Origin of the sequence: Nocardia vinacea NBRC 16497 (assembly GCF_000308835.1) — a bacterium.
Taxonomy (GTDB): Bacteria; Actinomycetota; Actinomycetes; order Mycobacteriales; family Mycobacteriaceae; genus Nocardia; species Nocardia vinacea.
This window is the reverse complement of the sequence record NZ_BAGN01000208.1, coordinates 1-18,622: the sequence shown is the minus strand read 5'-3', so window position 1 is coordinate 18,622 and position 18,622 is coordinate 1. Positions and strand designations below refer to the sequence as shown.

17 protein-coding genes are annotated in these 18,622 nt (G+C 63.8%); 16 read left to right on the top strand and 1 reads right to left on the bottom strand.

Translation table 11 applies throughout. From position 1 onward, the window contains the following. Positions 1 to 161 precede the first annotated feature (161 nt). The 16 genes from ON44_RS29155 to ON44_RS29080 all read left to right on the top strand — a co-directional run bounded on the left by ON44_RS29155 (position 162) and on the right by ON44_RS29080 (position 16,501). On the top strand, positions 162 to 1,901 hold the full coding sequence (locus ON44_RS29155; RefSeq protein ID WP_245567377.1) for a hydroxysqualene dehydroxylase: 1,740 nt from the start codon (positions 162 to 164) through the stop codon (positions 1,899 to 1,901). A 29-nt stretch (positions 1,902 to 1,930) separates the two neighbouring features. Then, entirely contained in the window at positions 1,931 to 2,824 is an 894-nt protein-coding gene (locus ON44_RS29150; RefSeq protein ID WP_040695731.1) for an NAD-dependent epimerase/dehydratase family protein, read from the top strand. A gap of 387 nt (positions 2,825 to 3,211) precedes the next feature. Next, on the top strand, positions 3,212 to 3,436 hold the full coding sequence (locus ON44_RS29145; protein WP_040695729.1) for a hypothetical protein: 225 nt from the start codon (positions 3,212 to 3,214) through the stop codon (positions 3,434 to 3,436). Next, entirely contained in the window at positions 3,436 to 3,624 is a 189-nt protein-coding gene (locus tag ON44_RS29140) for a hypothetical protein (protein WP_040695727.1), read from the top strand. The genes ON44_RS29145 and ON44_RS29140 overlap by 1 nt, the downstream gene beginning before the upstream one ends. Next, positions 3,621 to 4,481: an MlaE family ABC transporter permease gene (locus ON44_RS29135; protein WP_040695724.1), complete on the top strand. Its 861-nt coding sequence runs from the start codon at positions 3,621 to 3,623 to the stop codon at positions 4,479 to 4,481. The genes ON44_RS29140 and ON44_RS29135 overlap by 4 nt, the downstream gene beginning before the upstream one ends. 1 nt (position 4,482) lies before the next feature. Beyond that, a complete protein-coding gene (locus ON44_RS29130; protein ID WP_040695722.1) occupies positions 4,483 to 5,346 on the top strand; it encodes an ABC transporter permease in 864 nt (287 codons plus the stop codon). Between the two features lie 6 nt (positions 5,347 to 5,352). Next, complete coding sequence (locus tag ON44_RS29125) at positions 5,353 to 6,744, top strand: MCE family protein (RefSeq protein WP_040695745.1); 1,392 nt, start codon at positions 5,353 to 5,355, stop codon at positions 6,742 to 6,744. A gap of 4 nt (positions 6,745 to 6,748) precedes the next feature. Further along, positions 6,749 to 7,771: an MCE family protein gene (locus ON44_RS29120; protein WP_040695743.1), complete on the top strand. Its 1,023-nt coding sequence runs from the start codon at positions 6,749 to 6,751 to the stop codon at positions 7,769 to 7,771. Next, positions 7,768 to 8,772: an MCE family protein gene (locus tag ON44_RS29115; RefSeq protein ID WP_040695719.1), complete on the top strand. Its 1,005-nt coding sequence runs from the start codon at positions 7,768 to 7,770 to the stop codon at positions 8,770 to 8,772. Before ON44_RS29120 ends, ON44_RS29115 begins: the two co-directional genes overlap by 4 nt. Further along, positions 8,772 to 9,872 (top strand): MCE family protein, encoded by a 1,101-nt coding sequence (locus ON44_RS29110; protein ID WP_040695717.1) that lies wholly within the window; start codon positions 8,772 to 8,774, stop codon positions 9,870 to 9,872. Before ON44_RS29115 ends, ON44_RS29110 begins: the two co-directional genes overlap by 1 nt. Next, positions 9,869 to 10,948, top strand: a complete 1,080-nt coding sequence (locus tag ON44_RS29105) for an MCE family protein (protein WP_040695715.1) — start codon at positions 9,869 to 9,871, stop codon at positions 10,946 to 10,948. Before ON44_RS29110 ends, ON44_RS29105 begins: the two co-directional genes overlap by 4 nt. Next, positions 10,945 to 12,123 carry an MCE family protein gene (locus ON44_RS29100; RefSeq protein WP_040695712.1) on the top strand — a complete coding sequence of 393 codons (1,179 nt, stop codon included), beginning with the start codon at positions 10,945 to 10,947 and terminating at the stop codon, positions 12,121 to 12,123. The genes ON44_RS29105 and ON44_RS29100 overlap by 4 nt, the downstream gene beginning before the upstream one ends. Positions 12,124 to 12,135: 12 nt before the next feature. After that, positions 12,136 to 12,831 carry an Rv1363c family protein gene (locus ON44_RS29095; protein ID WP_040695710.1) on the top strand — a complete coding sequence of 232 codons (696 nt, stop codon included), beginning with the start codon at positions 12,136 to 12,138 and terminating at the stop codon, positions 12,829 to 12,831. 158 nt (positions 12,832 to 12,989) lie between these two features. Then, positions 12,990 to 14,279 carry a TetR/AcrR family transcriptional regulator gene (locus ON44_RS29090; RefSeq protein WP_040695708.1) on the top strand — a complete coding sequence of 430 codons (1,290 nt, stop codon included), beginning with the start codon at positions 12,990 to 12,992 and terminating at the stop codon, positions 14,277 to 14,279. A 179-nt stretch (positions 14,280 to 14,458) separates the two neighbouring features. Further along, on the top strand, positions 14,459 to 15,721 hold the full coding sequence (locus ON44_RS29085) for a TetR/AcrR family transcriptional regulator (protein ID WP_040695706.1): 1,263 nt from the start codon (positions 14,459 to 14,461) through the stop codon (positions 15,719 to 15,721). Between the two features lie 180 nt (positions 15,722 to 15,901). Continuing rightward, a complete protein-coding gene (locus tag ON44_RS29080; RefSeq protein WP_085998640.1) occupies positions 15,902 to 16,501 on the top strand; it encodes a lipocalin family protein in 600 nt (199 codons plus the stop codon). Positions 16,502 to 16,573: 72 nt separating this feature from the next. On the opposite strand, the gene ON44_RS29075 is transcribed toward ON44_RS29080, so the two are convergent. Next, complete coding sequence (locus ON44_RS29075; RefSeq protein WP_040695704.1) at positions 16,574 to 18,517, bottom strand: acetoacetate--CoA ligase; 1,944 nt, start codon at positions 18,515 to 18,517, stop codon at positions 16,574 to 16,576. Positions 18,518 to 18,622: the final 105 nt, after the last annotated feature.

Here is an 18,622-nt window from a genome sequence, read left to right as displayed (position 1 = left end):
CTGTTTCGGTCGCATCTACATCTGAGAAACGCTCACAAAGCGTCAGAATAGTCAGTAACATCTTGCGACATCGCAGGCGCCTGTGCGCGGCTCACATGGACGTGGCAGGCCGGATGGTCGGGAGATTCAGCATGCGGACCAAGCAGTCGCGACGAACATTCATGAGGAACGCCGCCGTGGCCGGTGGTGTCGCCGCCATGACATTGGCGCCCACCGGCGGTCGGGCGAGCGCCCAGCCCGGTCGATCCGTGGCGATCTTCGGTGCGGGTCCCGCGGGCCTGACCGCCGCGCACGAACTGGCCGAACGCGGTTTCGCGGTCACGGTCTACGAGAAGCTCGGCGCTTTCGGCGGCAAGACCCGCAGCATCTACGCCGCCGACCTACCCGGCGAACACGGATTCCGCAGCTTCTTCGGCTTTTATCACAATCTGCCCGATACGCTGCGCCGAATCCCGTTCCCCGGCAATGTGAACGGGGTATGGGACAACCTGGTCCGACTCAATGCGGCCATGATCGCGGGCATGGACCGGCGCAATCTCACCGTTCCTCTGCCGTTCCCACTGCCGTTCTCGCAATTCCCGATGACCCCCAAGGGATTCATCGACTCCGTCGCATCGGTCTTCGAATCGCTGTTCCGGCTGCCGCTGCACGAAGCGGTCTTCGCCGCGGAGCGCTTGGCCGTCTATGTCTCCAGCAGCACCGAGCGCAAGTTGGGCCAGTGGGAGCGGATGACCTGGACCGATTTCGCGCGCCTGGACAACTCGTCCCCGGAATACAACCGCTTCCTCGGCGACGGCTTCATCCGTGAGCTCGTCGCCACCAAATCCCGTAACTGCAGCGCACATTCGATCGGGCTGGTCGGTGAGGAATACGTGTGGTCGGTGCTGAACCTCGACAATGACAGCGACGGCAAGGGCAATGACCGTGTGCTCAATGGCCCGACAAGCGAGGCGTGGATCAATCCGTGGATCGACTATCTGCGCTCGATCGGCGTGACTTTTCAACTCGGCCAGCGCCTTTCGGGTTTCGACAGCGATGGTGCGCACCTCACCTCGGCCACCGTGACCGACCAGGGCGGCGCGCGTCATCGGGTGGAAGCCGACTACTACCTCTCCGCAATCCCGCTCGACAAGTTCCCCGATGTACTCACCGACGATATGGCGGCGGCCGATCCGAATCTCGAGCGCATCCGAAACCTGCAGGCCGCCTGGATGGTCGGCATCCAATTCTTCCTGCGCAAACGTGCCGACCTGGCCAATGGTCACGTCGGCTACAACGACGCGCCATGGGGCCTGACCTCGATCAGCGAAGCCCAGTTCTGGCGACGGCCATTGACCACCTACGGCGACGGCAGTGTTCAGGACGTGCTGTCCGCCATCATTTCCGAATGGGAGGAGCCGGGCACCTTCAACCGCAAGACCGCCAAGCAGTGCACCCCCGAGGAGATCGCCCGCGAAACATGGGCCCAGATCAAGGCGCATGTCAATGACGACGGCGAAATCCAGCTCGCCGACGATATGCTGCACTCCTGGATGATCGACCCGGCCCTCACCGACGCGGGCACGTCCGAAATCGCCTACAGCGACGCTATTTTCATCCAGAATCCAGGCTCGTGGTCCGACCGTCCCGACGCCGCCACCGCGATCGATAACCTCTTCCTCGCGGGCGACTGGATCAAGACCGGCATGAATGTCGCCTGTATGGAGGGCGCGAACGAAGGCGGCCGCCTCGCCGCCAATGCCATCCTGCACGCCTCCGGCTCGTCAGCCGGACTGGCCACCATCACGCCGCGCTTCACCATGCCACTCTGGGAACCCCTGAAACTCGTCGACCGCGAACTCTACAAAGCGGGCCAACCCAATATGTTCGACATCATCGACCGTCGCTACCCGATCCGGTAGCCGACCAGGACCTTCCATAGGCTCGCGCCATGCGCGTACTTGTTACGGGAGCGGCGGGTTACCTGGGCACAGCTGTCGTTGCGGCCTTGACGGAGGCTGGGCACGATGCTGTCGCCATGGTGCATTCGGAGCGGCCGAACATCGTGCATGCCGCCGAGATTCGCGTTGCCGACTTGCTCGACCCCGTCGCGCTTCGACGCGCTGTCGACGGCGTAGATGCGGTGTGTCATCTGGCCGGGCTGACCCGGGTGCGGGAGTCGATGACCGACCCTCTCCGATACTTCGGGGTCAACACCGGCGGGACCATCGCCCTGCTCGATGCCATGGCGACCGCCGGGGTAGCCCGGCTCGTATTCGCCTCGACCGGTGCTGTCTACGGCGATGTGAGCGGCCGGCCGATCATCGAGGATCTGCCCGATAACCCGCCTCGCCCCTACGCAAACAGCAAACTGGCGGCAGAATCAGCCATCGAAGCCCACGATGCCGCCGCTGTTGTGCTTCGGCTGTTGAATGTGGCGGGCGGCTGCGATCCGGATCCCACTCGGCTCATCCCGCGGGTGCTCAGCGCTGCGGCGCGGAACGAGTCGTTGGAGGTCAACGGCGACGGCACGACGGTCCGTGACTATGTGCACGTTTCCGATGCCGCGAATGCTTTCGTTGCCGGGCTCGAACACCTGCCACCGCCGGGCCTGACCGAGCGGTATGTCATCGGTAGCGGCCGGGGCACGAGCGTCCGCCAGGTGGTTGCCGCTGTCGAAAGGGTGTCGGGACGACGTGTGGCGCTCACCCATCGCCCAGCGGTGCCGGAGCCGAGTTCCTCGGTCGGGGATTCGACGAAGGCAATGGGCCAATTAGGTTGGATACCAAAGCATTCCGACATCGAGGCGATCGTCCACCAGATGTGGCACGCCTACTCGGGCTAGCGGTTCGTCCGGCTCGGATCCGGTTCTTCTACTTGCGGATGCGGCAGCACGGATCGGCCGTCGGTCCGTTGCTGTCGTGATAGCCGCGTGGCTCGTCATCGGACGCTCCTGCCTTCGAACTGGCCCCCAGGAAGTCAGCGATTAGTTATGTTACTCGCTATTCTCATCATCATGTGCAGAGTCTAGCGGGCTGTACTGGGTTCTCTATCGAGATTCGCCGAACTAAGTGTTCTGAAGTTCTTCCGCAATCGAAGGAATAGTGCGTAACATACGCACCCATACCCGACCGATCGCAGCGTGATCGGCCGCACTCGCGCCGCAGCGATTCCTCGCCCCGGCGTGTGTCCGGCTGTGCTGCTCAGGCGGCGGGGGAAAGGACACAGGCGCATGCTCAAGAAGCTGGATCGAATATTCAGCTACGAGATGAAGGTCTCCGAATTCCTCGGCACCATCATCATTCTCGCCATTCCATACGGGCTCGTCGGCCTCATCTGGACGCTGACCCACACCAGCCATCTGCACCGCATGCACGGCATCGACGTGGTCATATCCTTCCTCGGCTCGATCGTGTGCTGGCCGGTGCTCACCTTCTCGAATGTGTGCATGACCTGATGATGATCTTGGTTTGGCTCATCGACATCTTGGTGATCGGCGTCAAGATCCTCGGGGGGCGTATGAAAGTCAATCCGGTGCTGCGGTTCGGGCTCTGGCTCGCCGTACTCAGCACTGCCGTCGCCGGTATAGCCGTGGTCGGCTATCTCCTCGTCTTGCTCCAGCATCAACTCAGCGAGTCGGCATGAGCACTCGACTCACCGAAAGACACACTGAGCCGACGGATCTAGAGCGCGCCCTCGAGGATCTGAAGGGCCTGTGGCAACGGCATCCGCAGCGGTCGCTGGAGACCTTGGGGCGCCAGGTTCGGCTCATGCGCGATGCCTTCGTCGAGATGCTGCGCGCGATGTTCGTGCGCCGCTTCCCATTCCACGAGTTCATCAAGCAGTGCGCGTTCATGGCGAGCGTCTCCGCCGCACCGACCGTATTCGTCGCGATCCCGGTCGCCGTTGTCGTGTCTATCCAGGTCGGTGCCCTGGTGAATCAGGTTGGTGCGACGACCTTTATCGGCGCGGTCAGTGGTCTCGGCATCATTCGGCAGGGTGCGCCGCTGGTCACTTCGCTGATGATCGCGGGCGCGGTCGGTTCGGCCATCTGCGCGGATCTCGGCTCCCGCACCATTCGTGAGGAGATCGACGCGATGATGGTGATGGGCGTCGACCCGGTGCGCCGACTGGTCGCGCCGCGACTGCTGGCAGCGATCCTGGTCAGCATTCTGCTGTGCGGATTCGTGGTGTTCGTCGGCTTCGCCACCGGCTATATGTTCAACGTGTACGCCCAGGGCGGCACGGCGGGTTCGTTCATCAGCACCTTCGCCTCCTTCGCGGTGGCGAACGATCTGGTGATCGCACTGATCAAGGCGGCCATCTTCGGGGCGCTGACCGCAATCATCGCCTGCGATATCGGACTGCACACCAAGGGCGGTCCGGGTGGGGTCGCCAACTCGGTGAACGCGGCGGTGGTCAATTCGGCGCTGATGCTGTTCGCGACCAACATCATCATCACCCAGATCTACAACACGCTCTTCCCGGCGAAGGTGATCTGAGATGGGCACCCGATACACCCCGCCCGCGCTGAAGCCATTTCGCGCGGTCTCTGCGGTCGCGAGCGTGCCGGTGCAGGCCAACCGGCGACTGGGCCACCAGGCGATCACCTTCTGCCAGGCGGTGGCGGCAATTCCGTTCGTGCTCAGGCACTATCGCAAGGAAGTGCTGCGGCTGACCGCCGATGTCGGCTGGGGCAATGGTTCATTGATTGTCGGCGGCGGCACGGTCGGGGTGGTCATCATCCTGTGCGGATTCGGCGGGATCACCGTCGGCATGGAGTCCTACACCGCGCTGAATCTGCTGACCATGAATCCGCTGACCGGCGCGATCTCCGGTTTCGCGACGACGCGTGAGATCGGCCCGATCCTTGCGACTCTGGCCTTCGCCATCCAGGCGGGCTGCCGATTCACCGCGCAGTTGGGTGCGATGCGGATCTCCGAGGAGATCGATGCGCTGGAATCCATTGCCATCCGGCCACTTCCGTATCTGGTGACCACGCGGATGATCGCCGCGACACTGACCATCGTCCCGCTCTACAGCGTGGGCCTCGCCGTTGCGTATCTGATGACGAAGCTGTCCGTACTGTTCCTCGGCGGCACTTCCGCCGGGACCTACGACCACTATTTCTTCCAGTTCCTCAATGGGATCGATGTCTTCTTCTCGGTCGTCAAAGTCGTGGTGTTCGTGCTTATTTCGACCTTTATCCAGTGCTACTACGGCTATATCGCCACCGGTGGCCCGGAAGGCGTCGGCCACGCGGCCGGCCGTGCGATCAAGATGGTGATCGTCGTCATGGTGTTCGTGAATCTGTTTCTGACCCTTGCGATCTGGGGTATCGACCCCGGATTCCGGATTTCGGGGTAGGTGGCGATGCTGCTCGATCCAAGTGGGTGCGGGCCCACCGCACGCCAGCTCACCCTGGCCGGAATTGCCATGGCCGCGGCGGCGGCATTGCTGCTGTACCTGCTCGGCCTGCGCTACACCGGCTATTTCCAGGACAAGATCTCGGTTGTCGCCGTGCTCACCAGCACCGGTGACGGGCTGCCGACTCATGCCGATGTGAAGTTCCGCGGCATGGTCGTCGGTTCGGTGACCGGTGTCGATGTAGTCGCGAAGGGCGAACGTCAAGACGCGGCTCTTGATCTGAAACCGGCTGTGGCGGGCCTGATTCCGGCGAATGTCACGGCGCGGGTGATTCCCGACAATATCTTCGGGGTGACCGCCATCGAACTCGTCGACAACGGGCACGCCACCGAAACCCTGCGGGCGGGCGCCCGAATTCCCGAGGACACCAGCGCAGGCACCGTGCAGTTGCAGACCACGCTCAGTGTGCTGCGCGATGTGCTCGACCATATCCAGCCGGAGAAGCTGGGCCGGGTGCTCGCAACCCTGGCCGACGCACTCGATCCCGCCGCGCGGGTGCCGGGTTCCACCATCGAACGCCTCGATACCTGGCTCACCCAGGTGCACGCGACTCCCGGTATCGGCGATCTGCTGGGCAACCTCGGCCGGGCCGTGACGGCGCTGAGCGTTTCGGCGCCGGAGCTGGTCGGTGTGCTGTCGGATTCGGTGACCACCGCACGCACGCTCACCGAGCGGCGCGACAATCTCGTCGCACTGCTTACCAATGCCGGCGGCGCGGTCGACTCGGTCAATTCACTGTTCGCACGGAATCCGGACGCCGGGAAGGATTTGGTCGTCGGACTCGACGGCCTGTTCGGTGGTCTGGCCAGGGATCCGCAGGCCATCCCGGATACCGCCGCCAACTTCAATGCCGCGCTGCAACGAGTGCGCACGACCTTCGGATTCGGACCCAGCCGACAGATGGTGTGGAAGATGGATGTCAGCTTCACGCCGTTCCAGCAGTACACGGCCGAGGACTGTCCGCACTACGGCACCATGGCCGGTCCGCGGTGTGGCGGCAGTACGGTGCCGGATGTCGCACCGCCGCAGGAGTTTCCGTCGCAGCTGATGCCGCAGCGGTTGGCAGCCGCGGGACCGGCGCCCATTGCTCCGGCGCGGGGGCTGCCGAGTATTCCCGGACTGCCGAGTATTCCGGGGCTGCCGACGATTCCGGGCATCACCGCGCCAGCCGCTGCGACGGATCATCCCGCCCAGCCGAATTCGGATCTGCGCGGACTCGATGCCGCCGCCGCGATTGTCGGCGGGCGACCGACCACCGCGCAGTACCTGCTCTTGGCTCCGGTACTGGCCGGTGGTTCGGTAACTGTGTACGGCACCGCACCGGATGAAGGGCGGTGAGTACATGAAATCAGGGAAAGCGATGGCGGGATTCAGTCTATTCGCCGTGGTCGCGGTGCTGTTGACGTACACGATCTGGTCGACGCTGCAGCGTTCGGTAACCGGCGATACCGACTCGTACTCGGCCACTTTCACCGATGTGCTCGGACTGCGTGTCGGCGATGACATCCGGATGGCGGGTGTGCGGGTCGGGCGGGTCGACGCGATCGATTTCGACGGCGACTACAAGGCGCGCGTCGACTTCCGTATCCAGAACGATCAGCGGCTGACCACGACGACGAAAGCCCTTGTGCGCTACCAGAATCTGATCGGGCAGCGCTATATCGCGTTGGTTCCGGGCAAGGACGAGGGCGCGGTGCTGACTGCCGGATCCGCGATTCCCGTCGAACGCACCGAACCGTCGTTCGATGTGTCATCGTTGCTGTCCGGTTTCGAACCGCTATTCAGCGTGCTGCAACCTGATCAGGTCAATTCGCTGTCGGAGACCTTGATTCAGGCCCTGCAAGGCAACAATGTCTCGCTCAGTGCGCTGATCACCCAGGCCGCCGAACTCGCGGGCACCTTCGGTCAGCGCGACAAAATTCTCGGCGATGTCATCGGCAATCTCAGCAGTGTGATCGCGGGCCTGGCCAATCGCAGCGGCGAATTGGAAACCCTGATCACGCAGGCACGTTCGCTGGTGGAATCGCTCTACGCACAGGGCGAATCGCTGAAGGCGTCGGTCGATACGGTGGCGAAATCCACCGATTCGCTGGCGGCTCTGATCAATCAGGTGAAGCCGAATCTGGCTCGGGCGCAGAACGATGCGACCAGCGGTGTCGCGCTGCTGATCCTCAATGGCGCGTCCTTGGATCAGGCGGCGGTCGAGCTGCCGACCGTCCTCAATGGCCTCGCTCGGTTCACCAGCTACGGCGCATACGCCAACGCCTACATCTGCTCGCTGGACGTCTCGCTGTGGGGCGTGCTGCTGCCACCCGGGCTGTTCTCACAGGTGGGCGGCAATTCTCATTCGGAGGTCTGCCGATGACGGCATTAGTGAGTCGGGTGCGCAATCGCTTGTTGTGGCTAGGACTGCTCGCCGCGGGTTCGGTCGTCGTGCTGCTGGTCGGCTCGAGTGCGTTATCGCAGGCGCATCTCGGCGATAAGACGATTCATGCCGAATTCGCGCAGGCAGCGGGGCTGCGATCGGGAGCATCGGTGGATGTCTCCGGCATCGAGGTCGGCTCGGTGAGTGCCGTGCGGCTCGATGGCGCGAAGGTTGTCGTGGATCTGAAGGTGCGCAAGGATCTTCGACTCGGTCCGGACGCCTCGGCCGCCATCAAGATGACGACCATCCTCGGCAAGCTGCACGTCGAGTTGGTGCCCGGTAATGGAAAAGGACTGCCGGACAACCGAATTCCGCTGAAGCAGACCTCGGTGCCGTACAACCTGGGCAAGGTCATCCGGGATCCGAACTACAAATCGTCCTTCGAGCGCATCGAACGCCTGGATCCGGCGAAACTGCGGCAGTCCCTGGATGTGCTCAGCCAGCAGATGGGTGACTCGCCGCAGCTCACCGTCGAGGCGCTGAACAGCATCGGCGCGCTGGCCAAGGTGATCAATGATCGCCGCGACGAGGTGGACACCCTCCTGAAGAGCATGGATCAGGTGGCCGAGCTGGCCTCCGACAACCGCAATAGCGTGCTGCTGCTGCTGACCCGCGGCGAGGCCATCGGCAATGCCGTCGCACTGCGGCAGAACCTGCTCAGACAATTGCTCGACAATGTCGCGATGCTGTCGCGGCTGCTGCAGGATATGGGCCTGGAGAACCAGGATCAGCTCGGTCCGCTCATCCAGAATCTGAACACCATGTCCGAGGGCCTGGAAAAGAACCGGGACAACCTCGATTCGCTCTACGAGATCATGCCGGTCGCATTGCGGCAGTTCAACAACGCCCTCGGCAACGGTCCGTACGGCGATGTGTGGGCGCCATGGGTGTTCCCGGACAACTGGCTGTGCTTCGCCCAAGCCGTACAGGGGTGCAATTGATGAAGATGGGTACCTTGCTGAAATCGACGGTGCTCGGCCTCGCCGTAACGGTGGCGGCCGGTTGTTCGCTGCTACCCGGCAGCCTCACCGCACTTCCCGATCGGTATCTCGGCGAACATCTGCAGATCAGTGCCGATTTCGAGAATGTCGCCGGTCTTTATGCGGGCAATGACGTTGCGGTGCTCGGTGTTCCGGTCGGCCGGGTCGATACCGTGACCCCCAAGGGCAGTTACGTCGAAGTCACCATGTCCATCGATAAGGGCGTGCGCATTCCGGCCGACGCCATGGCGGCGCTGGTTTCACCACAGCTGATCACCAATCGGCATGTGGAACTTGCCCCGGCATACGAAGGCAATGGTCCGGTGCTGACCGACGGTCAGCACATCCCGCTCGCCCGGACCCGTACCCCGGTCGAACTCGACCGCATCCTCGAAACCTTCGATCAACTCGGCGCGGCCTTGAAGGGCGATAACGAAACCGGACCGATGGCGAGCCGGGTGTTGTTTCCGCTGCTGAACGGCAATGGCGACAAGCTGCGCGAAACGCTGGATGATCTGTCCTCCGCATTCGAGGTCACCCTCGCCAATGGTGACCAGATCTCCGATACCATTGTCAAACTCAATGAGATCACCGAGATTATCGCCCAGAACGACCAGACGGTAAGGGATTTCAGCGGTCGGCTCACCGAACTCGTGCAACTGATGGGGCAGCAGGCGCCGGGTTTGCAGGCGGTGATCACCCAGCTCAACGACTTCGTCACCAATACCTCGACCGTGGTCGGCCAGAATCGCGAACAACTGCTCGGTGCGCTCACCCGATTCACGACATTGACCGCGCAGATGCGGGCCAATGCGCGCGGGCTCACCGAAATCACCGATGTAACGCCACTCTTCTTCGAGAACTTCTCGAATGCCGTGAGCCGTGAGAACCGGGCGCTGCGCCTACACGGTCTGCTGGACAAGGCGGTGCTGGACGGTGCGGCGCTTTCGTTGTTCTGTGAGCGCATCCAGCTGCGTCTCGACGGCTGCCGCACCGGGAAAATCCAGGACTTCGGCCCCGACTTCGGGTTGACCGCCGCACTGCTCGGAATCACCAAATGAGGGCGGCGCGTTCGGCTTTCGTCGCGGCGATGGTTGCTGTCGCCGCAGCGGGGTGTGCCGTGACGGTCGACAATGTGCCGCTGCCGAAGCCGGGCATCGGTGGGCCGGGCTATGAGTTGCACGCCGTTTTCAAGGACGCGCTCAACCTACCCGCGAATGCACATGTGAAGATCGGCGGCACCGAAATCGGCATGGTCTCCAAGATCAGCACCACCAATTTCCTCGCCGATGTGGAAATGCAGATCCGGCAGGATATTCAGCTGCCCCGCGGCACCACCGCCGAACTGCGCCAGGCCACTCCGCTCGGTGACATGTTCGTCGCGATGACCCTGCCCGCCAAGCAGCAGAGCGCCGAAATGCTGCGTCCCGGCGACACCATCGCGCCCGACCATACCGGCACCGGCGCGTCGGTCGAACAGTTGATGATGTCGATCTCCATGCTGCTCAACGGCGGTGGGCTCAATCAGGTGGCTCGGATAACCACCGAGATGAATTCGATGTTCGCCGGGCGCGCACCACAGCTCGCACATCTGATCACCGAAATGACCGATGTGCTCGCGGCACTCAACGCACGCACCGCAGACGTCGACAGCGTGCTCTCCGGACTGAACGTGCTCACCGGCGAATTGGCCAGGCGCAAGGCAGAATTGGGTGCCGCTGCGGATACATTCCCACCGTTGATCGGACTGGTCGCCGAAAACAGCAGGAGTATCGCCGAACTCGTCGCAAAGGTCTCGGTGACCATGTCCGCACTTGGTGATTTCACCGACACCACTGGCCCGGAGTTCCTGAGCCTGTTCGACAGTATCCAGCGGCTGATGTCCGGATTCACTCAGATGGGCGACAATCTGGCGGGCACGCTGGACGGGCTGCACGCCATCTATCCCAATGTCATGGCCAGCTATGACGGGCCGGTGCTTGCGGTCGCCGCCACGGTTTCCTATCTCGATATCGGTGCGCTCACCGATCCGAAGGGCAGCCGTTGGCCGGAAATCGGCGATGTACCCGCATTCATCGGCAGTTTGGCCGAGGTGATCCAGAAGGTCATCGGGCGGCTGCAAGGCGGTGGGCGATGAATATTCCGCTGTGGCACTGGCTGGTTCGACATCGGATCGCAGTGGCAAATATCGGGCTGATCGTCGTGCTGATTCTCGGCATGTCCTATCTCGGTGCGGCCGTGCTGCGGATCAATCCGCTGCCGAGCACCTACCGGGTCCGGGTCGAGCTCGAGAGCTCCGGCGGACTCGCGCCGAACAATGACGTCACCTTCCGCGGCAGTCGGGTCGGCAAGGTACTCGACGTTCATGTATCCGGCGACGGCGTTGCCGCTATCGCCCAAATCAATGACACCGCAAGGATTCCGGTGGGCGGCACTGTCGCCGTCGGCAGGCTCTCGGCGGCGGGGGAGCAGTACCTCGACTTCCGCCCCGATTCCGACAGTGGACCGTATCTGTCCGACGGCTCGATCGTCGATCGGTCGGCGACGAGCACACCGGTGACGGTGCAGTCGGTGCTCACGAATATGAGCGGGCTGATCGGCGGGATGAATCCGGCGCGACTCGATGTGATCATCGATGAACTCGACAAGGCGCTGGCCGGTGGTCCGGATCGGTTGCGCAATATGGTCGCCGGAATCAGCCGGGCCATGTCCGGACTGACCGATCTGCTCCCGCAAACCCAGCGACTCATCGAGAACCTACAGGTGATCGCCGAAACCACCACCCACGCCCAACCCGATCTGACCACGCTGACGACTGGCTCGAGCACACTGTTCCAGCAATTGACCGCGGCCGATCAGGAAGTGCGCAAATTCCTCGAACTCGGCCCCGGCCAATTGGCCAACCTCGGCGGCATCGTGCACGACACGCAGGACCCGATGACCAACCTGATCACCAACTTCGTCGCCATCACCAAGGCGGCCAAGTTGCGTCAACCAGCGATCGAAGCGCTGTTCCCGGCGCTGCGCGCGGGTTCGGAGGCCATCGGAATTCCGGCACACGACAACGCCTTCAACACCATGGTCGATCCGTGGCCGCGTCCGACCTGTGACTACGACACGATCCCCGTGGTGCCGACCGACAAGACCGTCGAAACCAGGGTGCGGCTCTACAACTACTGCATCACCACCAATCCCGCACTGCAGGTGCGTGGTTCGGCGAACGCACCACGACCGAATGTGCCGGACAACGGTTCCGGCCCGCCGCCCGGCGTCACCGGCAATGAACTCTCCCGCCCCGCACCCGGCAGATAGGAACGAGAAGCTATGAGCGAGCGAATTTCCGATACAGCCGACAAGGAGATCGAGAATGCGCAGGCCGATGCCGATGTGCCGGAGGTGACCGTCTCGCTCGGCAAGGATATCGACGCGGATGCCGCGCCGAGTGTGGACGCCACGCCAGATGTAGGCGCGAAAGCGACTGCGGTCCAGCGGTTTGCGCTCATCCGCAAGCCCAGCAAGCGCACCGCCATCGCCTCCCGCGCCGCCGCCGCACTGCTACTCGCCGCCGCAGTGGCCTCCACGGTGTTCTTCTACCTCCAGAACAAGGACAACAAGGCCATGGTCGCCGCCCACGAGGACGCCCGCCTCGCTGCCTGCCGATACGCACCAGTACTCGCCGACTACGACGCCAGGAATCTCGACAAATACTTCGCCGCAGTCCTCGACGGCGCCACCGGCGACTGGAAGAAGCAATTCGACAGCACCAGCAAGGAACTGCGCGATGTCCTCACCCAGGGCGAGGTGGTCTCCAAGGTCAACGACGTCCAGTGCGCGATCAAATCCGGCGACACCACCTCCGCCGAGGCCATCGTGGTAATCGGCCAAACCATCACCAGCATGGGCACCCAGGGCAAGCCGGCTCCCGGCCAACTGTCCATGGTCATGCGGCTCGAGAAGGTGGACGGCCGATGGCTGGTCAACAAGGTGAACTCCCCCCTCGCCACCCCGCCACGGTCCTAGCCCAGGGATGGCTCGGAGTGCTGTTCGGCCTGATGCCGCAGCCGAAGCCGAACAGTTTCATGCACGGGTAGCTCCGAAATGGAGCCGGATGCTCCCACCTGGGCAAATCAGACCGACCTAGACAGTTGGGGCGGTCCGAGGGTCGATACCATGGCCGCATGAGTGTCGACAATCGCCGTACGGCGCGCAAGGCGGTCAGCGGCGACTCGGCACCGCGGGAGATTCGGCGCAGGCCGAAGAATCGGCGGGCCCAGATCGCGGCGGCCTCGGCGGCCGCGTTCGGTGCGCTGGGCTATCACGGCGTGAGCATGGAGGATATCGCGTCCGGGCTGGGGATCAGTTCGGCGGCACTGTATCGGCACTATCCGAGCAAGTACGCGCTGTTCCGCGAGGAATTGCTGCGGGTGGGCCGGGCAATGACCGAATCGGTCGAGCTGCCGGAAGCGGCGCGGGGCGGGGGGATGGCAGCCGACGGAGTCGGCGGGGTGGGTAAACCCTGGACGCCGGAGCGGCGGCTGCGCCAAGTGCTCGACGCCCTCATCGGCGTGACAATCGAGAATCGGCCGACCGTCACCCTGGTGCGCTGGGAGGGCCGCTATCTCGAACCGGAGGATCTGACGGTCCTGACCGACCAGCAGCTTGCCGTCGTCGGCGCGATCGGTGTGCAATTGGCCGCATTGCGACCGGAGCTCGCGGAGGATGAGCTGCGAGTGCTGCGCGCCGCCCTGCTGAGCGCGATCACCAGTATCGCCGATCACCATGCCAGTCTGCCCGCGAAATCCCTTGCCCGGCTGTTGAGTTCGGCCTGCTGGTCGATTGTGCCCGCCGAGCTGCCCGCACTGGAAGCGGATGCCGAACTGCCGGTGGCAGCCGAGATTCCGGATTCGTTCAAACATGAGCTGTTGCTGCGCAAGGCCGTCGAACTCTTCCACGATCGCGGCTATCCGAATGTCAGCGTCGAGGAAATCGCCACTGCCGCAGGGCTTTCCGCCGCATCGGCGGTGTACCGGTTCTATCGGGGCAAGAGCGATCTGCTCGCGGCCGCGTTCAGACGGGCCGCCGACCGGGTTTCCGGTGCGATCGGCCCCGCGGTGGCAGCGGCGTCCGACTCGGAAGCGGCATTGACCACACTGATCGAACAGTACGTCGATGGTTCGTTCTCCGAACGCGCGCTCACCTTCGTGTATTACACGGAGTTCCAGCATGTTCCGAGCGACGAGCGCACCGTGCTGCGGAATATCCAGCGGCTCAGCGTCGAAGAGTGGGCGCGGCTGCTGCGCGATGTGCGACCGGAGCTTTCACCCGCCGAGGCTCGCTTCCTGATCCACGCGGCCTTCGCGTTGGTGGTCGATCTGGGGCGCAACTTCGGTGTCGAACCGATCGCCTCCCCGGCTCGGGTTCGATTGCTCATGCAGCTGGTCCTGTTCGGCCGCCCGGCCCGCTCGTAGTCCACACCCTCCGCTTCGCTACACCGCCCGTCGCCGTTCTGAGTATGTTAGTGAGTATTCCGTACGGATTGAGTGTAGACACTCCATGTAAGAGCGTGCTTTTGCGACCTTCCATTCATTGCGATTTCAGCCCTGGGAAGAGACGTCGAGCAAGCGTCCGGTTGGGCTAACATCGCGGGATGGATGCCGAGGATCGTCGCGCAGCGGAGGACGCGGCCGCAGGCCGCACCGCGCGATCGCGTGAGGTGCGCCGCCGCCCGCGCAACCGACGGGCGCAGATCGCCGCCGCCGCCGCGGAGGCCTTCGGCGCATTCGGCTACCACGGCGTGAGCATGGAGGACATCGCCTCACGCCTCGATATCAGCTCTACCGCACTGTATCGGCACTATCCGAGCAAATACGCGCTGTTCCGCGAGGAGGCGCTGCGGTTGGCCGGACTGAGCACCGAGGCCGTACGCCTGCCCGAGCGGCTGCGTGACCGGCCCGCCGCCGAACGCCTCGACCACATCCTCGATGCCCTCATCGCGGCCTCCATCGCGAATCGCCGCAGCGCCGCATTGCTGCGCTGGCAGAACCGCTACCTGGAGGATCCCGACCGCCAGATCCTCATCGATCATCTGATCACCACTGATTCGGTGGCCCGCGAATTGCTGGCCGAGACCCGACCCGAGCTGCCCGACGGGGATCGGGCGGTGCTCTCGGCTGCCGCGATGAGCGTAATCGGCAGCATCTCCGATCATCATGTCGCCGTGCCTGTGCGTGCGCTGACGGCCTTGCTGCGCTCGGCCTGTCATGCGGTGACCGCATGTGATCTGCCCGCGCCCGGCGATGACACCGAATCCCTTGGTGCGAAGGAGGTTCCGCTCACCTTCAAACACGAGCTGTTGCTGGTGCGGGCAATCGAGCTTTTTCATGAGCACGGGTATCCCAATGTGAGCGTGGAGGATATTGCCAATGCCGCGGGCCTGCCTGCCTCGTCAGCGGTGTACCGCTTCTACCGCAGCAAGGGCGACCTGCTCGCGGCCGCGTTTCGCCGTGCGGCGGACCGGGTTTCGGCGGCAATCGGACCCGCCATCGCCGCATCGGATGCCCCGGAACAGGCACTTGGCACCCTGATCGAGCTGTACGTGCAGGGCTCGTTCGCCGAGCGCAAGCTGACCTTCGTGTACTACGCGGAGATCAGCAATGTGCCGCCGGAGGATCGCACCGTACTGCGAAATATCCAGCGGCTCAACGTAGAAGAGTGGGCCAAGCTGCTCATCGGAGTCCGGCCGGAGCTCTCCGCGGCCGAGGCACGGGTGCTGGTGCACGCTGCCCTGGCGCTGGTGGTAGACCTCGGTCAGTGGCTCGGACCCGATAACCCATTGTGCTCGCAGCAGCGGGTCGCGCACCTGATGCGAGTCATCCTCTTCGGGACCATGCCGCCGAATACGATGTCGTGAAATAGTGTGATCGCCCGTCGCGTATTTCCGCATCATCGTGAGATAGGTCAGGACGTCCGGCCCGCCGATATCGAATGCACGATTGACGACCGGCCGAGCCGCGGTTTCAGCGGCCGTCAACCGAATCGATTTCCGAAGGAGACACTGGTGAGATCATTGTTCGGTCCGAGCACACGAACGTTGTGGAGAATTGTCCGAGCGATCGCCGCGATAACGGCGGCTCTGGCGGCGAGTACGGGGATCGCATCCGCGGGGCCGGTGGTCGGCGGGCAACCGTTGCAGCCGATTGCGGCTCTGGACGTGCAGCGTTACCTCGGAGATTGGAACCAGGTCGCGGCCGTGCCGCAACCCTACAACCTCGACTGTGCACGCGACACCGTGGCGAACTACCAGCTGATCGATGCGAGCAATATTCGTGTCGAGAACAGCTGCACCACTTGGACAGGGGCCACGAACCGCATCGTCGGCAATGCCCGGGTCAACGATCCGGCCAGCCGCGCACAGCTGCACGTGAGCTTTCCCCAGGTCCCGTTTCAGAATGCGCTCGACGGGCCCACCAATTACATCGTGACTTTTATCGCCGACGATTATTCCTGGGCAGTCGTGGGCGACCCGCTGCGTTTGTCCGGATTCGTGCTGTCGCGATCACCCGCCGTCGACGCGGCGCAATGGCTCGAGATCCGGGCGGTAGTGGCAGAGCGCGGATACGACCCCTGTCTCCTGCTGACCTCGCCGACCCCGGGCGGCGCAGCCGATATACGTCCTCTCTGCACGATATAGGCCAGCGGGGAGCTCTGGTGGAATGGACCGAGGATGTCGTCGATCCCGCCATCCACGGCTGAATGCGCCGGTTCAGTTTTCGGTATCGGGGCGGATAGCGGCGTACCAGTCGAGCAGGTCCGGGTTGTCCACGGCGCTGCGTTCGACGACGCGCGTCGGGTCGGCGCCCTGGAAAAGCTTTTTGATGGGGACCTCGAGCTTCTTGCCGGTGCGGGTGTGCGGAATGCCTGGGGCGACGATGATTTCGTCGGGGACGTGGCGGGGGGAGACCTCGGTGCGGATGGTGGTGTTGATGCGGGCTTTCAGGTCGTCGGTGAGGTCGGTTCCGGGGGTGAGGGTGACGAAGAGAGGCATCCAGTAGCCGCCGTCGGGTTGTTCGGCGCCGATGACGAGGGCCTCGGTGATTTCGGGGAGGCGCTCGACGGATTGGTAGATGTCGGCGCTGCCCATGCGGATGCCGTGGCGATTGAGGGTGGAGTCGGAGCGGCCGTGCACCACGATGCTGTTGCGTTCGGTGATGGTGATCCAGTCGCCGTGCCGCCAGATGCCGGGAAACATGTCGAAATACGCGTCGTGGTAACGGATTCCGTCCGGATCGTGCCAGAAACGCACCGGCATGGACGGCATCGGCTTGGTGATGACGAGTTCGCCGACCTCGTCGCGGACCGGCTTGCCGTCTGCGTCGAAGGCCTCCAGTGCGACACCCAGATAGGGCGCGGAAAGCTCACCCGGCCAGGTCGGTACGGTCCGCGCACCGCCGATAAAGGCAGAGACCACATCCGTTCCGCCGCTGATCGAGGCGACCTGGACGTGGTCACCGACATTCTCGCCCAACCAAACCGCCGATGCGGGCGGCAATGACGAACCGGTGATGCCGACCTGCCGCAGTGCGGTGAGGTCGTGGTCGGTGCGCGGTACCGCACCCGCCTTGATGCAGGCGAGCACGTAGCCCGGACTGGTGCCGAGCACGGTCGCGCCGACCTGAGATGCGATGTGCCACAGCGCATCCGGGGTTGGATAGGTGGGACTGCCGTCGTAGCAGACGATAGTCGCACCGACCAGCAGCCCGGCGACCTGGAAGTTCCACATCATCCAGCTCGGGCTGGTATACCAGAAGAAGGTGTCCTCGGGGCCGATATCTGCCTGCAGCGCAACGGCTTTGAGATGTTCCAGCACGACGCCACCGTGCCCGTGCACGATGCCCTTGGGCAGTCCGGTGGTGCCGGAGGAGAAGACGATCCACAACGGATGGTCGAAATCGACCGTCTCGGTTTCGATGACAACGGCCTCGGTATTGGCAGCCGCCTCGGTCCAGTCCAGTGCGTCCGGCACCGGCAGCCCGAGTTGGGATACCGCGACCGTCGTCTTCACGGTGTCGAGTCCGGCCCGCAATGCCGCGATATCGTCGCGCTTGTCATGCGTCTTACCGCCGAACCGGTAGCCGTCCGCGGTGATCAGCACGGTGGGTTCGAGCTGGCCCAGTCGGTCCAGCGCCGCCTTGGGCGAATAGTCCTGACCGCAGGCGCTCCACACCGCACCGATGCTCGCGGTGGCCAGAAAGGCGATCACCGACTCCGGAATATTCGGCAGGTATCCGGCCACCCGATCACCCGGCTGCACGCCGAGCGAGCGCAGTGTGCGCGCGAATGCCGCGGTGCTGTCGATCAATTCGCTCCAGGACACCTCGCGTACCGGAGCGTCCTCGGCCACGGCGATGATGGCGGGCCGATCGGTGCGGAACTGTCGTACGACCTGATCGACATAGTTCAGCCGGGTACCTGGAAACCACTGCGCGCCCGGCATTTCAGCGCTGGCCAGCACCTCGCCCGCGATCGGGCCGAGTTGGAAGTAATCCCACAGCGCACCCCAGAAGCCGGGCAGATCGTCGACCGACCACTGCCACAGTGTCCGGTAATCCGGCACGGACTGTCCGGTGCGCGCAGCCACGAACCCGGCGAAGTCGGTGATGCGCGCCTTCGCGATATCTGATTCGGTCGGCACCCATTGTGGTTGCACCGCATTACCTCCTGGCTGAGTGTTCGGAAATCAGGTGTGGTTTGCGCGCCGCACGATCTGCTCGGCATGCCGCAGCACCGGGGCATCGACCATGCGGCCTTCGAA

Bases quoted from the DNA above. Each gene is read 5' to 3' on its own strand.
- ON44_RS29155 (WP_245567377.1), top strand. From the start codon at position 162: ATGAGGAACGCCGCCGTGGCCGGTGGTGTCGCCGCCATGACATTGGCG.
- ON44_RS29150 (WP_040695731.1), top strand. From the start codon at position 1,931: ATGCGCGTACTTGTTACGGGAGCGGCGGGTTACCTGGGCACAGCTGTC.
- ON44_RS29145 (WP_040695729.1), top strand. From the start codon at position 3,212: ATGCTCAAGAAGCTGGATCGAATATTCAGCTACGAGATGAAGGTCTCC.
- ON44_RS29140 (WP_040695727.1), top strand. From the start codon at position 3,436: ATGATGATCTTGGTTTGGCTCATCGACATCTTGGTGATCGGCGTCAAG.
- ON44_RS29135 (WP_040695724.1), top strand. From the start codon at position 3,621: ATGAGCACTCGACTCACCGAAAGACACACTGAGCCGACGGATCTAGAG.
- ON44_RS29130 (WP_040695722.1), top strand. From the start codon at position 4,483: ATGGGCACCCGATACACCCCGCCCGCGCTGAAGCCATTTCGCGCGGTC.
- ON44_RS29125 (WP_040695745.1), top strand. From the start codon at position 5,353: ATGCTGCTCGATCCAAGTGGGTGCGGGCCCACCGCACGCCAGCTCACC.
- ON44_RS29120 (WP_040695743.1), top strand. From the start codon at position 6,749: ATGAAATCAGGGAAAGCGATGGCGGGATTCAGTCTATTCGCCGTGGTC.
- ON44_RS29115 (WP_040695719.1), top strand. From the start codon at position 7,768: ATGACGGCATTAGTGAGTCGGGTGCGCAATCGCTTGTTGTGGCTAGGA.
- ON44_RS29110 (WP_040695717.1), top strand. From the start codon at position 8,772: ATGAAGATGGGTACCTTGCTGAAATCGACGGTGCTCGGCCTCGCCGTA.
- ON44_RS29105 (WP_040695715.1), top strand. From the start codon at position 9,869: ATGAGGGCGGCGCGTTCGGCTTTCGTCGCGGCGATGGTTGCTGTCGCC.
- ON44_RS29100 (WP_040695712.1), top strand. From the start codon at position 10,945: ATGAATATTCCGCTGTGGCACTGGCTGGTTCGACATCGGATCGCAGTG.
- ON44_RS29095 (WP_040695710.1), top strand. From the start codon at position 12,136: ATGAGCGAGCGAATTTCCGATACAGCCGACAAGGAGATCGAGAATGCG.
- ON44_RS29090 (WP_040695708.1), top strand. From the start codon at position 12,990: ATGAGTGTCGACAATCGCCGTACGGCGCGCAAGGCGGTCAGCGGCGAC.
- ON44_RS29085 (WP_040695706.1), top strand. From the start codon at position 14,459: ATGGATGCCGAGGATCGTCGCGCAGCGGAGGACGCGGCCGCAGGCCGC.